The sequence below is a fragment of the Pseudomonas sp. LBUM1670 genome (genome assembly GCF_059695695.1).
On the sequence record NZ_CP166783.1, the window covers coordinates 4280708 to 4294797 of the forward strand.

The following is a 14090-nucleotide window of genomic DNA, read 5'->3' on the forward strand; positions in this document are numbered from 1 at the left end:
ATTTGCTTATCACTGTTCCCCAGGTTTTTGCATGGGGAACACTTTTCACCTTTTGAGATCGCGGAAACACTAGCTGTTCCCCCCGTTTCCCTGCTCCCCCAGTTTTTTGTCACAGAAACATGTGGGAGTTATGTTGATTTGGGAGAGGAGCAATGAGTCTCCTTTCCGGCCTGCTCAATAACCTACTGCCGACCTTGCCTCGCGCCAGCATACCGAGCATGCCTAAACGCACCACGGATCATCAGCACATGAAGCTGGTGGAGAGCACCACACAACTCGGGACAAGCCTCTACACCAACGCCGCCAATGCAACGCCCGAATGGCGCCAAGCTCGTGACCAATACATAAACCATGTCATGGCCTGTCGCTCCTGCCATGCACCCTTGGCACGCTACTGCACAATGGGGGCAGGTTTGCATGAGAAGTACGACCAGACTCCCATGGAGCATCCAGTATGAATCACCGCCGCAAAAGCGGGATTCAGTCCAATGAACGGTCCTATCGAATCTGACAGCGTTAGCACGAACCGTCGGTTAGCTAACTTACCAAGGTCAGGCGGCGTAACTTTTACGCCATAGGCCTATGCCAACTACACGGCAACCTGTCTACCGACGGAAGGGCAAACCAGCCCCTGTGAAATTGATAAAAGTTGATATTGAAGAGAGTGGAGAAACTGCATGAGCAAAAACCGCCAATTCGGCAGCAAGCCGAAAACTCGACTGATTGTGTCAGTTGAAACTGAAACCGTGGCTGTGATTGATCGGCTGATCCGATACCCCAGCGCCAACCGTTCAGAATTCGTGCGTCAGGCTATTGAGGAGAAACTGGAGCGTGACGTGGTTCGATTGCAGAACCGCTAATGTGTTTTCAGCAATCCCCAAAAAAGACATTGATGATTTCTAAAGCACCTAAGGGGCGAAAGGTTTTGATGATTTCTTTACCAGTACGCGCGCGGAACTTACCAGGCGCCCCGTCTATGACGTTGCTCATAGACGGGGCGCTTGTTTATCACCAAATTGGATTGGTGTTGACCACTGTTTATACCCGGCTTGAGCACTACATGCCGAAGACGTGACCGACAGAGGACGACCAGAACCGAACGCTGCCAAGTGCCTGCTTGATCAGAGGCATTCACCCCCCCCCTGTATCACTTTGCCTACCTAGGACTTACTGCAACAAAAAAGCCTACCTCGATTCGCTAGAACCCAATGATTCCAGTCCCGTTGAATTCGTTTGCATGTAGCACCTTAGGTGCACCTAAAAAACAACACTGCGATGGGGATATGACAACGCCCCTGATAGGGTCGCCCCAATGAGTGAATCACCCAAAATTTCCCAGCGCGACAATAAAAAAACATCGCAATCGGGAGCCCGCATAAAACTAACCCCCCAGAGCCGAATACTCCCGTGCTGATCGCTTTCAAAAAGAAACTAAAGCAAACGTGGTCCCAATCCAGAACCATTGAGCTGTTTCAGCAATCGTCACAAAGCGATTGGTGATTTCTCGCCCCCCTGAGGGACGTGAACACTCATACTTTCTTAACCAGTACGAGCGTGGACCTTCGCCAGGCGGCCAAGTGAACGGGCCAGTCTATTAGCAAAAATTGGCTTGGTACTGACCATCGTTTACACCTGGCTTGACCAATACGGGGCAGTTTGTGCGAGACGTACAACCACACTGAACTCCCCTTAAGCATCCTGTATGACTTCTCGCTTCCATCGAGGAGAAACAGGACTTGAAGTGGTTCGATTTCAGAACCAATGAAGTGATTCAGCAGTCGCGCCAAAAGGAAATTGATGACCTCTGAAAGCCTTAGGCAAGAGTTTTGATGATTTTCGGACCAGTACGCGCGCGGCGCGCGCGTAGATCACCACCAGGTAGTTTGTCCACTGAAAAGCCAACCGTGGCCGTCCTATTTGGGTCGAATAAAGCACTGCCGATTTAACCCTTCGTGAGAGGCAGCAACCGGCCGATTCTGTTGAAAAAGTCCATCCGGCCATGCCGCTCGTGCATTGCTCGGTGAAAACGCCTTTTTTACACGCTGCTACTTGAAATCTGAGCCCGGAAGCCTCTGCCAAAAGTAAAGATTTCAATCTCGGACGCGTACTTTTCTGCTGCGTAAACCATGGCCGACTTTTTCAACAGAATCGGCCAAAAGCAGGCATTAGACGCGTCTACGAACCCAGCGGCTATTCACTGCTCTAAATCCCGCTGTCTGCCGAAGACGTTCACGGCGCCGACGCCCTATTGCATCGGTCTCGCTGATCCCGTCTCGCACCACCCCGAAAGCATCTGAGGTCAGGGTGCGGGGGCTGCCGGTGTTGATTCCGTACGTCGCACTATCCGGCTATCGACGTCCAGGCCTTCCCAAGGGCTGCCTTGCCTACAAGTAAACTCGAGGCGTAAAAAAGCCCGCATTGAACGGGCATCGGAAATCATCCGAACTAATTCAGGCACCTGATTCAGGGTCACTCGCAGGCATACCGCGAGCTTCCTTATCGTTTTCGTCCTGATCGTCCATCTGTGGGTCGGCGTCAGGGTTATCGACTCGACCGCTCTGTCCAGCTTCTGGATGCTCACTCGACACCGAGTTATTTGCATCCACGTCAGACATGTCTTCGTCGACAGGAGCCTCGTCGTCTGGAGGCAGCGGAACTTCGGGCTCGTCCCTCTTGGGGTCATGGCCGGTTTCGTTGTCCGTCGTGCGCGTTTCAGGTTGCTGTGATTTGTTGCCAGGTGCGTTCTCGTCAATGTCCATGCTGAACCTCCGTACTGATGCGCGGGATGTCCGTGCTTGAACATAAGAAACGGCAAAGCGTTACAAGTGCAGCGCAGTGGACGAACGGAGAAGAAAAACCGGGCTCACTGGCCGGGCTTTCTCTCCTATCTCCTATCGTCTGAAAGCGGTGTCTGTTCATCCGCCTCTGGGGTAGTCCTCTCACCAGGATCCTTCCAGTCTTCTGGACGATCATCGCTTGGATTTTTCAACGGATCGTATTTGTTTGGATCATCTGGATCTAGCGTCGGCTCATCTGAACCTGGCTCAGGCTTGGATGGAACAGAACCTTGTGTTTGGTTTTGAAAACTCGAATCGGTAGACATACCCACCTCACCAATGAGGTCCAGCTTTTCTGGGCCGTAATAGTTTGAATTTGGCAGGTGAAAAGTGTGCGACTGAGCAGATGAGCGGGCAGTAAAAAGCCCAGCGGGCGGCTGGGCTTTTGGAGTTGCACGGACTTGCTCCCATCTGCATCACAACTAACCAGTCATTTGCAGCCGACTGGACCAGCGCACGTGGGAATGACGACCGGCAGAGAACGGCCGATTCTGTTGAAAAAGTCGGCCATGGTTTACGCAGCAGAAAAGTACGCGTCCGAGATTGAAATCTTTACTTTTGGCAGAGGCTTCCGGGCTCAGATTTCAAGTAGCAGCGTGCAAAAAAGGCGTTTTCACCGAGCAATGCACGAGCGGCATGGCCGGATGGACTTTTTCAACAGAATCGGCCAGAAGCAGCCATTCAACGATAACCAAGCTGATGTGGGATGAAACGCTTGAAAACGCTCGGAGAATTTAGGTCAATTCACCTGCTGCGCGAACATCTTGCGAAATGCCGCTGGCGAGGAGCCGATACGCTGCTGGAATAAACGGCGAAACGAGTTGCTGTCTTCATAGCCAACCTTGGCGGTGATACTTTCCAGGCTTAGTTGAGTCGTTTCAAGCAGGTGCTTGGCTCTTTCCAGGCGCAATGCTTGCAGATAGGCCAGCGGGGTGTATCCCGTTGCCTCGCGGAAACGCCGCTTAAAGTTGCGTACACCAAAACCAAATCGCTTAGCAATCTCGTCGATCACAATGGGATGATCGAAACATTCTTCCATCCAGCTCTGTACCCGCAGGATTGCCTCGTCGCCATGGTGTTTGGGCATCGACCAGAGCACATAGACTGACTGTTCACTACGCACGTTATCGATGAGCAGATAGCGACGGCATTGCTGGGCCAATTCGAGGGAGGCGAAGCGTCGGACCAGGTGCAGCAAAAGATCTATCGCTGCACTGGCTCCACCGCAGCTGATCAAGCGCTCGCTCTCGCAGAGGATACGGCGCTCATCAAGCAGAACCCGCGGGTATCGGCGTCGGAAAAAGTCTGCGAAAGCCCAGTGGGTGGTTGCCGGCACACCATCGAGCAAGCCGGCCTCTGCAACCATGAAGCTGGCCGTACACATCGCAGCGATAAAAGCGCCTTGGGCATGCTGCTGCCTCAGCCAAGGGGCGAACTGACTCAGCGTGGGCAAGGCATCACGAAGGCTGAAGAGAAAACCTGGAATCACCACCAGATCGCTTCGCTCGATATCGGCAAGTGATGTATCAACCTGCAAAATTTGCCCAACCGGACTCGCAACGGGCAGACCATCGGCAGAGGCAACTACTACCCTGAATGGTTGCTGGCCGCCTTCGGCAAAGTGATTGGCGGCATCAAGTATCTCAAGCGCAAGGCTGGCACTGGCGAGCGAGCATTGGTCGGCAAGTAGAAGCGTCACATGCATATACGGCTCCAATGCACTTATCGCATGAAATAAGTCATTTCTGCATCTACTATACCGCAAGGATGCTTACTAGAGTGCGTCATCACTCACTCAAACAGGTGTCGCTACATGAATCTCTGGTTTCGCCTTTTATGGATGCTGCTGCGCCGCCCCTGGCGCAATCCTATGCCTGGCCTTGCTACCACGATCATTCGGTTACGCGTGTGGCCGCTGGATCTCGACTTCAATCGGCATGTCACCAATGGACGCTACTTCACTCTGGCGGATGTTGGGCGCATGGAGTACGTGTTGCGTAGCGGAGCCTATAGGGTTGCTCTACGCCACCGGGCGTTCCCCATCGTTGGCGATGTATGGGGTAAGTTCCGCTGTGAGCTAAAGCTGTTTGAAGCCTTCGAAATTCATACCCGCATGCTTGGCTGGGACGACAAATGGAGCTTCGTCGAGCACTCCTTCGTCAAGGAGGGGCGAGTGCTCGGCATGGTCATTATGCGTGGGCTGTTCCGTGGCCCTAAGGGCAACGTGTCCCCCGCGGAGTTCGCCTTAGAGTTGGGTCTGGCGGAGCAGTCGCCGATACTACCAGCATGGCTGACAAGCTGGTCAGCGAGCTGCGACAAATTGAGCGGTCAACTGCGTGGCGAAGAGCAACAGGCATCCTGATGGTTCTTCCTTCTTCTTGACGGCGTTAATGTAAGAGGGGCTGAATCGCTGCCCGCTTTTGGACAGCACCATGCGTCCGTATTTTGGCCGACTCTGTTGAATAAGTCAGATTTTCAGCGGTACGACCATCACCGGAGATCCTACTCACCACCTGAGAGGTTTCTCGTCCTTCGTTGACCTTTGCTGCTCTGTTATTGGGTTCGTTTTCGGTTTGTTTTCTACGGCAAACCAAAGCATCGCTGATCTATCGCAGGACGAAGAACTTGAGAGCAGTCCAACTTCTGCTTGGTCATATGAAGCTTGAAAGCACCGTCAGATACTTGGGATTGAAGTCTACGATGCTTTAGAAATGGCAGAGCAGACGGAGGTGTAATTCCCCAGCGACGGTCGCAACTAAACCGTCGCTATCGGCCAAAAGCAGCCGGTCGACTCCAGCGATTTTGGTCTTCACCGAGGATCAAGATTGTCCCCCATCGCCAGTCATACTAAAAACTCTCAAAAGCTCTTACTGGCCCTTTCCCCCCTGGGCAACCCGGAGAAGCAATCGAAAATGAGCGTAAATTGGGCTGAGCTAATACCTACCACTGGTCACGCCATCGTCTTTGAAGACGAACCGGTGGTCCGGATGCTTTTGGAGGAAACGTTGGCTGAGATTGGTTTTTCATCAGCGACTTTAGACAATGCTGCCTCAGCTCTGAGCCACCTTATAAGTATCAAGGGTGATTGCACCCTGATCATCGCAGATCAGGGACTTCCAAGAGGAATCCAGGGATCTGAATTCATCCGCCTAGCAAATGAACAATGGCCATCAATTCCTTCGATTCTCACCTCTGGTTATCTCATCGATGAGCAGGTGATCCCGCCCTCGACGATTTGTCTGCATAAGCCTTACACGCTGGATCAGTTAGAGACGGCCATCGCCACAGCTCTTCAAATGCAATGCCATTCCAGGAATTTCATAATCTAGACACGCGCGGACCTTGGGTGGATGAGATGCCACTATTCATCTGACCAGCATTCCAGCTGTAAAGCCCATGAAACAACAACTTACAGGCGAGAAACTAAATACTGGATATTTAGCAAATCGTACCTACGCTCTTCGCGGGGGATCCAATTTTTAAGGACGGTCGGGGGCTCGTCTCAGGGTACTCACGCAAGTACGCAGGAGCTCGACATGAACCGGACAAAGTTATCAACGGCGTTCGCTGTATCAGTACTGTTGTCTGCAATGGTTTTCCCCGGCCTCTCTCAAGCAGCCGACAAAACAGTCCCCAACATTGTGGTCATCATGGGTGACGATATTGGCTGGTCCAACATCGGTGTCTACAACCAGGGCATGATGGCCGGTCGAACACCCAACCTCGACCAGCTCGCGGCCGAAGGCATGCGTTTCACCGACTATTACGCCGAGGCCAGTTGCACCGCAGGGCGGGCCAACTTCATTACCGGCGAACTGCCGATCCGTACCGGGATGACCACTGTCGGGCAGGCCGGTTCTCCCATTGGTATTCCCGCCGAAGCGGTCACCATCGCCACCACACTCAAGTCCATGGGTTACGCCACCGGTCAGTTCGGCAAGAACCACTTGGGTGACTTGAACGAATTCCTGCCGACCGTGCATGGTTTCGATGAGTTCTTCGGTTATCTCTATCACCTCGACGCCATGGAAGATCCGGCGCACCCCAATTATCCGCAAGATCTTCTACCCACCGTCGGCCCGCGGAACATGGTTCACAGCTGGGCCACGACGACTGACGATACGACCGTGATGCCGCGCTGGGGCAAGGTCGGCAAACAGAAAATCGAAGACGCCGGCACCCTCTATCCGGACCGGATGAAAACCGTCGACGACGAGATTCGCGACAAGGCCTTCACCTTCATCGACAAGGCCAAGCAGGACAACAAACCGTTCTTCCTCTGGCTCAACCCGACCCGCATGCACATCGTCACGCACCTCTCCGACAAGTACCAAGCCATGCGCAACGCGCAAAATGGCTGGTCGGAACAGGAAGCCGGCATGGCACAGCTCGACGACATCGTCGGCGACGTGATGGCCAAGCTGAAAAAAGACGGCATGGATGACAACACCATCGTGATTTTCACCACCGACAACGGCGCTGAAAACTTTACCTGGCCGGATGGCGGCACCACGCCGTTTGCCATGGGTAAAGGCACGGTGATGGAAGGCGGTTTCCGGGCTCCGGCGATCATTCGCTGGCCGGGCAAAGTGCCTGCAAACCAGGTGGCCAACGGCATCATGTCAGGCATGGACTGGTTCCCGACCCTGGTCGCGGCGGCGGGCAACCCGAACATCACCGCCGAATTGCTCAAGGGCAAACAACTGGGCGATACCACTTACAAAGTGCACCTCGACGGCTATGACCAGACACCGATGATTACCGGCAAAGGTCCGTCCAATCGCCATGAGATTTTCTACTTCGGCGAGAGCACGCTGGGCGCAATCCGTATCGATGACTTCAAGTACCGCTTCATTGACCAGCCTGGTGGCTGGCTAGGGGCAAAAACCACGCTGGACATGCCGATCCTGACCAACCTGCGCCTCGACCCGTTCGAACGCGCCGGATGGCCGCAGAACATGGCGGCCAATGGCTCGCTGGAGTATTTCGAGTGGTTCAAATTCCAGTTCTGGCGATTTGTTTTTGTGCAGCAGCAGGTGGTCAAACTGGCTGAAACAGCGGTTGAGTTCCCGCCCATGCAAAAAGGCGCGAGCTTCAACCTCGAAGCAGTCAAAGCCAAGATCGAAGCGGCCCGGGCGGCCATGGGCAAATAAGCAGTTGAATTCGCGGGTGGCCAGCGCTCGCCACCCGTGTTTATGACGGACATTTGCTGAGGTGACCCCATGCAGATAAAAACATCCGCCCTGCCGGCCATTACCCTGTGTGCCCTGTGCAGTCAGCAAGCTTACGCCGGCGGCATCATGCTCTATGAAATCGGCACCGATAACGCCGGCCTGGCCAACGCCGGTGCCGCCGCCCGTGCTCAAGGTCCCTCGACCATCGCCAGTAACCCGGCGGGCATGAGTTATCTGCACGACACACAGATCACCGGTGGTTTGCAGATTCTCTACGGCGACCTGAGCTTCGATCGTGACTCAAACACCAACGGCACCGGCACTGGCAACGCCCTCGACCCGATTCCCGGTGGCAGCTTCTTCATCAGCCATCAATTCGACGACCACTGGAGCATTGGCTTCGGCCAGTACGCTGACTTTGGCCTGGCGGCCAATTACGACAACGACTGGTCCGGGCGCTACTTCGCACAAAACGCCAGCCTCGCCGGTTTGTCGTTTGTGCCCAGCGTGGCTTACCGCTTCAACGAGCAATGGTCGGTGGGCGTCGGCGTGAAAGCCATGTACGGCATGCTGCAAGCCCAAACCGCGATAGACCGCGAGCCTTTCGGCTTCGCCGACCGCAGCGACGGCCAGTTCAAGTACAAAGACAACGATTGGGGTTTTGGCGCGAACGTGGGGCTGATCTATGCCCCGCAACCCGGTACCCGTATCGGCCTGGCCTATACCAGCAAAGTTGATCTGGACTTCGAGGACGGGCTGGACGTCAAAGGCGACGGGCCTGCGCTGGAACGCCTGGACGGCCTGAACACCCAACTCGACATGACCGTGCCGCAAACTGCAACGCTGAGTCTGTTCCAGCAACTCGACCCGCAATGGGCCTTGCTGGCCTCGGTCAACTGGCAGGACTGGTCAGCGTTCGGCGAGATCGCGGTGCAAGTCGACACCACAGCGTTTGGCGCTCAAGCGACTACGATCGACGCCCATTTCAAAGACACCTGGCAACTGGCGCTCGGCGCGCAGTATCAGGCCACGCCGCAACTGCTGTGGAACGTCGGTGTGGCGTACGACAGCAGCGCCGTTTCGGATGGCAACCGAACGTTTACTGTGCCCATGGGCGAATCCTGGCGCGTTGCGACGGGAGCCACCTATGCGCTGAACAAAGTCACCGACATCAACGTCAGCTGGGCCATGGTCTGGCTCGGCGACATGCCGGTGGACCAGACCAAATCCACCTCAGGCACGCGAACTTCCGGTCAGTTCGACAATGCCTGGATTCAAGCTGTTACCGGCAACATGACCTGGCGTTTCTGATGCCTTACTACCGAAAAAACGACTTAATCCATGGAGCACACACCACCATGAACCTGTCCCGAAAACTGTTTATCGGCGCTGCATTGATCGGACTTCTGCTTGGAGGTTGCACCTCGAAAGTTACGGAACGAGACCAATACTCTGGCTTTCTACCCAACTACAACAACCTGGAAGAAGTGACCACCACCAGCGGCGAGAAGGCCATGCGCTGGGTGAGTCCGTCGTGGAACGCAAATGCGTACGACACGGTGGTGTTCAACAAGCTGGAACTCTATCCGGCGCCCAAACCCAACGAGCGGGTCAATCAGCAGACGCTGGACGAATTGCAGAACTACATGACCAGCAAGGCCAAAGGCGTGCTGGGCCAGAAATACCGGGTGGTATCCAATCAGTCCGCAGCACCGGCCGGGTCAAAACCTCTGATCCTGCGCGCAGCAATCACCGGAGTGAGTGCCTCCAACGAAGGCATGAAGTGGTATGAAGTGGTGCCGGTCGCGGCCGTGGTCGGGGCGACGCAGGCAGCCACCGGTCACCGGGATCAGGACACTAACCTGTTCATCGAAGCCGAGTTCATCGACGCGAAAACCAATCAGACCGTGGCCAAAGTCGTACGCAAGGTATTTGGCAGTCAGCTGTCGAACGAGAGCCAGAAAATCACCACGAAAGACTTTAAGGCCGCCATCGACAAATTGAATGCCGATCTCTGGGCGTTCATCCGCAGCTGAGCCCTGTTTCAACCGCCGACACACGTTGGCGGTTGAACAAGCCTCAAGCAGAGGGCAACTGACATGTGGACCTGTTCATCACTTCTATTCTCAAGATTGCAAATGCCGTTACTCGCCGCAGCGCTCATCACCAGCGTGCTGATGCTGAGTGCATGCGCGACGGTCGATGCCCAGACGACTGCGTACGTCGGGGTTGAGCATCCCGCGCCGACCCTGCCCAGCGAAGTCCAGGTACTGCGCGTAGAACCTACGCGATCCAATGTGCAACTGGGCGAAATCCTGATCGATGCCAGTGTCGACCCGGCGCCGCCCATCACTCAGGTCGAACAGAAACTGCGTGAAGAAGCGGCCAAGCTTGGCGCAGACGCGGTGGTCGTCGTTTACGACCACATTCAGCCCGTCGCCGCCTACGTGACTGGCCCGCTGTGGAGCCGTGACATTGAAACGATCCAGGGACGCAAGCTCAAAGGCATTGCCATCAAATACCGATAACGAGGTGAACAGCAATGAAAGCAATCCTGTCCTGGCTGACGCTCACGTTGGCGACTGTGCTGATCAGTGCCTGCTCCGCCGTGGGATCAACCGATGGCGGTGCCGGTGAAACCGAGATTCGCTCAGGGAAGATCGAGCAGATATCGCTGTCCCAGATGCAGACTAATCACGACAGTGGCGTCGGCGCCGTACTCGGTGGCCTCGGCGGACTCGGTATCGGTAGCCTGATCGGTCGCGGCACCGGGCGCGATGTCGCCATGGTTGCCGGCGCGCTCGCCGGTGCTGTTGGCGGGAATTACGCAGAGAAGAAAAAGTACGACCAACCGATAGAGGCGCAACAGATCATCGTGCGGGTCAAAAGTGGCGTGCTGGTATCGGTTACCCAGCCGATCAATCCATCCCTGGGTAAAGGCATGAATGTTTATATCCAAGGCTCAGGTAATGACGCTCGAGTGGTACCGCAAGGCGGTTAAGTTTCACTTAGGTGTTTGGTATTACTCCGAACAGTATGCTTTCAACAGTTACACTTGGAAATCACCGCATAAGTACCATGACAAGCAACCTCCGAAGACAAGAGATCGACAGGCCGACAACTGATGGGCATGGAAGGTTTGGCGCTGAAATCGCACTACACTCCACCAGAGCAGTAAACGATTTATAGGCGCCGCTCGCAACGCGGTTCGAACGGACTGCTTACCAAGGCCGACTCGCTACTCGCATGCGGCGCGAGCCTTCCTCACGACGGCAGGAATTCCAAGGTGATTCGATGCGCAATTTTCTCTCATGAACCATGTCGCTATCGGACTCATCGCCTTCGTCGCTATCTTCGGCGGCGCTCTTATTGGCATCTTTGCTGCGCGGACGTTGCCCGACCATCACCTCAGCAATGAGTCGCGCAATGCGATCTCCGTTTCAGCGGCGATTGTCGGCACGATTTCGGCCTTGGTGATCGGCCTGATGATCTCGACGGCGAACAGTTCGTTCTCGACACGGTCGAGTGAAGTATCCAAGATCGCCGTCGACATCGTCCGCATTAACCGAATGATGCTGCGTTACGGACCAGAGGCGGAGGATGCCCGCGTTAACCTGCGCAACTACGCGAGGGCGAAAATGCAGGAGTTGTTCCCGGCCGCGGGTGAACCGTCACAGTCAACCGAAGCGACTGTCGGGATGATGGAGGCGACACAAGAATCGATTCTATTGCTTGTTCCGACTGATCCGAGACAGCGCTGGCTGCGCTCGCAGGCGCTCACACTCTCAGACGATGTTTTACAGGCGCGCTGGCTGCTGGCGGAACAGCGTGCCAGCAACATTCCGATGCCGTTCCTGATCCTGTTGATCTTTTGGCTTAGCCTGGTTTTCGCCAGCTTCGGTTTGTTCGCACCTCGCAATGCCACGACTATCGCCGTTTTCTGCCTCTGTTCGGTTGCGGTTTCGGGAGGCATCACAATGATTCTGGAGCTGGACTCGCCCTTCTCCGGCCTCGTCCATGTCTCCGGTGAGCCGATGCGCCAAGCGCTGGCCGAGATCATCCGTTGATCAAATGCCGTCGCGGCAAACATCGTTGTACGAATGCTGTGGTTCATATTGAGCTCCTTCGCACTGCGTGAGTGTTCGAGAAGTTCTCTTAAACTTCCTTCCCGAAATCCGGATGCCCCCGCAGAAAGCGTAGGTATGAACAGCGAAAAATCCAGCAACAATTTTGATGTGAATTTGCAGCGGTTATTTCTAAAAGAAACTTTGAGGAAGGTGCTAAAAAGCCAGAGTGGCCGGATTGATCCAATCTATCCGGGCACTTTTATATCAACTGATCTTTCGTGCGAAACCTTGCCAGTACTTTTCCTTCACGTGTCGGCGCGACACTTTGCCGAGTTCCGAAGTCGGAAGTTTATTGACAAATATCAATGTTTTCGGCGCCTTATTAACCGCCGAGCCTGTTTTTGGCAGTATCAGGGTTGAGCATCGAATGGATAGATGTGACTCCACTCTCCGGCCATGTCGACCACCGTCCAGCCCTTGGAATTTGCTTCATCCAGCGCCTTATCGAGCCTGCCGATATTGGATTGGCGATCGTACGCCCACTCACGCTTGCTGTCGGTATGGTGCACCAGGCCCATGAAGCGCTTGCCCTTGCCGGCGGCGGTCCATTGCAGCATCTGCAGGTCGCCGTCGGAGTTGCCAAAGGCCAGCGCCGGACGCCGGCCGATGATCGAGTCGATGCTCTCCGGCTTGCCCGGGCCATCGTCGTTGTGCGCAAGCTTGGGGGTACGCAGGATAGAGGGATTGCCGTCACCAGGCTGGAACCGGGTCAGAAATGTGGTGCCGATCACCTGCTCTGGGGGGATGCCGTAGACCTCTTCGGCGAAGGCGCGCATGAACACTGTTTCGCCGCCGGAGACGATATAGGTCTTGAAACCATTGGCGCGCAGGTAGTCGAGCAGTTCCAGCATCGGCTGGAAAACCATCTCTGTGTATGGCTTGTCGGACTTGGGGTGGCGCGCCTTGGCCAGCCAGGCCTTGACGCTGGCGGTGAAGGCTTCGGTGGTCATTCCGGTGTTGGTGGTGCCGATGATTTTCAGCAAGCCGTCCATGCCGCTGGCGGCCAGTGCCTGGTGATCGTTTTCGAGCACGGCCTTGAAAGGCTGTTGCTCCTTCCACTCGGGGTGCTGCGGGGCCATACGCTTGACTTCTTCGAAGGAGAACAGGACCTGAAAATACATCGGTTGCTCGCTCCACAGCGTGCCGTCGTTGTCGAAGACGGCGATCCGTTCGGCCAGCGGCAGATAATCCTTGCTGCCATCCTTGGTCACGGCTTCGACAAAGGTGGTGATGGCCGCTTTCGACGGGCCTTCCTTCCAGGACGCCAAAGGCTCTGCGGCTTGCGCGAGTACGGGTAAAAGCAGGGCCATGGTCAGGCCGTAGAGCCAGTGGCCGGCAGAAGGTGCTCGTTTCATGTTCGGTCCTTGCGGATTGTCGTGGAATCCGGGTTGAGAGGGCGTAAACCATTCGCGGGCGGGCGCGGGATTTGAGCCTGTCGAACACTCTTGCGCAGCGCCGACAATACCTGCTTGCAATGTTGCAGCGCAGACTCCTGAGTGACTGTCGTTCCATAACGCATGTTGAAGAAGCCTAGCAGGCGTTTGGCCAATGCCGCAGACAACGGTAATTGCAGCAAACCCAGCGCCTGCTGTTTGCGTCGAGCCCATAGGTTAGGCCCCGAGAGCGGCGCAGGGTGGAAGTCGAGCTGGCCAGGTATTTGCCGGCCGAGGCCCAGCCAGCGCGCCTGGCGCTGGGCTCGGCGCTGCCAGTCCGTGCGCAGGCTGTGGCTCTTATTTGGACATCGACGGCTGAAACGAGCGTGACGAACGTCCAGTCGGACTGACTGCTCTTGGCCGCTCTCTGCCGGTCATGACAGGCGGGAGTCGGCCAGAAGCGGACTTGACTGACTTCCTCAGAGCGTGAAGTGGAACTACGTTTAAGTAAAATGGAGTTTTGTCGGATGGATAATCCCCACAGGGTGAACATTGCGGGTTTCACCCGCAGTACCTGGC

The 14090-nt window shown here is 55.5% G+C and carries 16 protein-coding genes; 11 read left to right on the plus strand and 5 right to left on the minus strand.

Annotation, left to right across the window (positions count from 1 at the left end; translation table 11 throughout):
• The first annotated feature begins 152 nt into the window (after nt 1-152).
• Complete coding sequence (locus ACA073_RS19450; RefSeq protein ID WP_497398730.1) at nt 153-458, plus strand: hypothetical protein; 306 nt, start codon at nt 153-155, stop codon at nt 456-458.
• 219 nt (nt 459-677) lie between these two features.
• Nucleotides 678-860, plus strand: a complete 183-nt coding sequence (locus tag ACA073_RS19455; protein WP_497398732.1) for a ribbon-helix-helix protein, CopG family — start codon at nt 678-680, stop codon at nt 858-860.
• 7 nt (nt 861-867) lie between these two features.
• Here the strand turns inward: ACA073_RS19455 and ACA073_RS19460 are convergent, their stop codons facing one another.
• The 3 genes from ACA073_RS19460 to ACA073_RS19470 form a co-directional block, all read right to left on the minus strand.
• Nucleotides 868-990, minus strand: coding sequence for a hypothetical protein (locus tag ACA073_RS19460; protein ID WP_497398734.1), 123 nt, complete (start codon nt 988-990; stop codon nt 868-870).
• 1460 nt (nt 991-2450) lie between these two features.
• On the minus strand, nt 2451-2759 hold the full coding sequence (locus ACA073_RS19465) for a hypothetical protein (RefSeq protein WP_497398736.1): 309 nt from the start codon (nt 2757-2759) through the stop codon (nt 2451-2453).
• A gap of 125 nt (nt 2760-2884) precedes the next feature.
• Nucleotides 2885-3103, minus strand: coding sequence for a hypothetical protein (locus ACA073_RS19470; protein ID WP_109636033.1), 219 nt, complete (start codon nt 3101-3103; stop codon nt 2885-2887).
• Nucleotides 3104-3301: 198 nt separating this feature from the next.
• Here ACA073_RS19470 and ACA073_RS19475 point away from each other — a divergent pair, with 198 nt between their 5' ends.
• Nucleotides 3302-3547 (plus strand): hypothetical protein, encoded by a 246-nt coding sequence (locus ACA073_RS19475; protein ID WP_497404153.1) that lies wholly within the window; start codon nt 3302-3304, stop codon nt 3545-3547.
• A gap of 29 nt (nt 3548-3576) precedes the next feature.
• Here ACA073_RS19475 and ACA073_RS19480 read toward each other — a convergent pair whose 3' ends face one another.
• Nucleotides 3577-4542, minus strand: coding sequence for a GlxA family transcriptional regulator (locus tag ACA073_RS19480; RefSeq protein ID WP_497398738.1), 966 nt, complete (start codon nt 4540-4542; stop codon nt 3577-3579).
• Nucleotides 4543-4650: 108 nt separating this feature from the next.
• Between ACA073_RS19480 and ACA073_RS19485 the strand changes: the two genes are divergently transcribed.
• From ACA073_RS19485 to ACA073_RS19520, 8 genes are all read left to right on the plus strand, one after another.
• On the plus strand, nt 4651-5199 hold the full coding sequence (locus ACA073_RS19485) for an acyl-CoA thioesterase (protein ID WP_497398740.1): 549 nt from the start codon (nt 4651-4653) through the stop codon (nt 5197-5199).
• Nucleotides 5200-5662: 463 nt separating this feature from the next.
• Nucleotides 5663-6166 carry a response regulator gene (locus ACA073_RS19490; RefSeq protein ID WP_497398742.1) on the plus strand — a complete coding sequence of 168 codons (504 nt, stop codon included), beginning with the start codon at nt 5663-5665 and terminating at the stop codon, nt 6164-6166.
• Nucleotides 6167-6373: 207 nt separating this feature from the next.
• On the plus strand, nt 6374-7990 hold the full coding sequence (locus tag ACA073_RS19495; protein WP_497398744.1) for an arylsulfatase: 1617 nt from the start codon (nt 6374-6376) through the stop codon (nt 7988-7990).
• A gap of 69 nt (nt 7991-8059) precedes the next feature.
• On the plus strand, nt 8060-9322 hold the full coding sequence (locus ACA073_RS19500) for an OmpP1/FadL family transporter (RefSeq protein WP_497398746.1): 1263 nt from the start codon (nt 8060-8062) through the stop codon (nt 9320-9322).
• 47 nt (nt 9323-9369) lie between these two features.
• Nucleotides 9370-10047, plus strand: a complete 678-nt coding sequence (locus ACA073_RS19505) for a DUF3313 domain-containing protein (protein WP_497398748.1) — start codon at nt 9370-9372, stop codon at nt 10045-10047.
• 63 nt (nt 10048-10110) lie between these two features.
• Nucleotides 10111-10539 (plus strand): YajG family lipoprotein, encoded by a 429-nt coding sequence (locus tag ACA073_RS19510; protein WP_497398750.1) that lies wholly within the window; start codon nt 10111-10113, stop codon nt 10537-10539.
• 14 nt (nt 10540-10553) lie between these two features.
• Complete coding sequence (locus ACA073_RS19515; protein ID WP_497398752.1) at nt 10554-11012, plus strand: glycine zipper 2TM domain-containing protein; 459 nt, start codon at nt 10554-10556, stop codon at nt 11010-11012.
• A 310-nt stretch (nt 11013-11322) separates the two neighbouring features.
• Nucleotides 11323-12078, plus strand: coding sequence for a bestrophin-like domain (locus tag ACA073_RS19520; RefSeq protein WP_497398754.1), 756 nt, complete (start codon nt 11323-11325; stop codon nt 12076-12078).
• 410 nt (nt 12079-12488) lie between these two features.
• On the opposite strand, the gene ACA073_RS19525 is transcribed toward ACA073_RS19520, so the two are convergent.
• Nucleotides 12489-13493, minus strand: a complete 1005-nt coding sequence (locus ACA073_RS19525) for an HAD family hydrolase (RefSeq protein ID WP_497398756.1) — start codon at nt 13491-13493, stop codon at nt 12489-12491.
• Nucleotides 13494-14090 lie beyond the last annotated feature (597 nt).

What these genes read in the sequence shown, in the direction of transcription:
- ACA073_RS19450 (WP_497398730.1), top strand. Translation starts at nt 153, where the DNA reads ATGAGTCTCCTTTCCGGCCTGCTCAATAACCTACTGCCGACCTTGCCT.
- ACA073_RS19455 (WP_497398732.1), top strand. Translation starts at nt 678, where the DNA reads ATGAGCAAAAACCGCCAATTCGGCAGCAAGCCGAAAACTCGACTGATT.
- ACA073_RS19460 (WP_497398734.1), bottom strand. Translation starts at nt 990, where the DNA reads ATGAGCAACGTCATAGACGGGGCGCCTGGTAAGTTCCGCGCGCGTACT.
- ACA073_RS19465 (WP_497398736.1), bottom strand. Translation starts at nt 2,759, where the DNA reads ATGGACATTGACGAGAACGCACCTGGCAACAAATCACAGCAACCTGAA.
- ACA073_RS19470 (WP_109636033.1), bottom strand. Translation starts at nt 3,103, where the DNA reads ATGTCTACCGATTCGAGTTTTCAAAACCAAACACAAGGTTCTGTTCCA.
- ACA073_RS19475 (WP_497404153.1), top strand. Translation starts at nt 3,302, where the DNA reads ATGACGACCGGCAGAGAACGGCCGATTCTGTTGAAAAAGTCGGCCATG.
- ACA073_RS19480 (WP_497398738.1), bottom strand. Translation starts at nt 4,542, where the DNA reads ATGCATGTGACGCTTCTACTTGCCGACCAATGCTCGCTCGCCAGTGCC.
- ACA073_RS19485 (WP_497398740.1), top strand. Translation starts at nt 4,651, where the DNA reads ATGAATCTCTGGTTTCGCCTTTTATGGATGCTGCTGCGCCGCCCCTGG.
- ACA073_RS19495 (WP_497398744.1), top strand. Translation starts at nt 6,374, where the DNA reads ATGAACCGGACAAAGTTATCAACGGCGTTCGCTGTATCAGTACTGTTG.
- ACA073_RS19500 (WP_497398746.1), top strand. Translation starts at nt 8,060, where the DNA reads ATGCAGATAAAAACATCCGCCCTGCCGGCCATTACCCTGTGTGCCCTG.
- ACA073_RS19505 (WP_497398748.1), top strand. Translation starts at nt 9,370, where the DNA reads ATGAACCTGTCCCGAAAACTGTTTATCGGCGCTGCATTGATCGGACTT.
- ACA073_RS19510 (WP_497398750.1), top strand. Translation starts at nt 10,111, where the DNA reads ATGTGGACCTGTTCATCACTTCTATTCTCAAGATTGCAAATGCCGTTA.
- ACA073_RS19515 (WP_497398752.1), top strand. Translation starts at nt 10,554, where the DNA reads ATGAAAGCAATCCTGTCCTGGCTGACGCTCACGTTGGCGACTGTGCTG.
- ACA073_RS19520 (WP_497398754.1), top strand. Translation starts at nt 11,323, where the DNA reads ATGAACCATGTCGCTATCGGACTCATCGCCTTCGTCGCTATCTTCGGC.
- ACA073_RS19525 (WP_497398756.1), bottom strand. Translation starts at nt 13,493, where the DNA reads ATGAAACGAGCACCTTCTGCCGGCCACTGGCTCTACGGCCTGACCATG.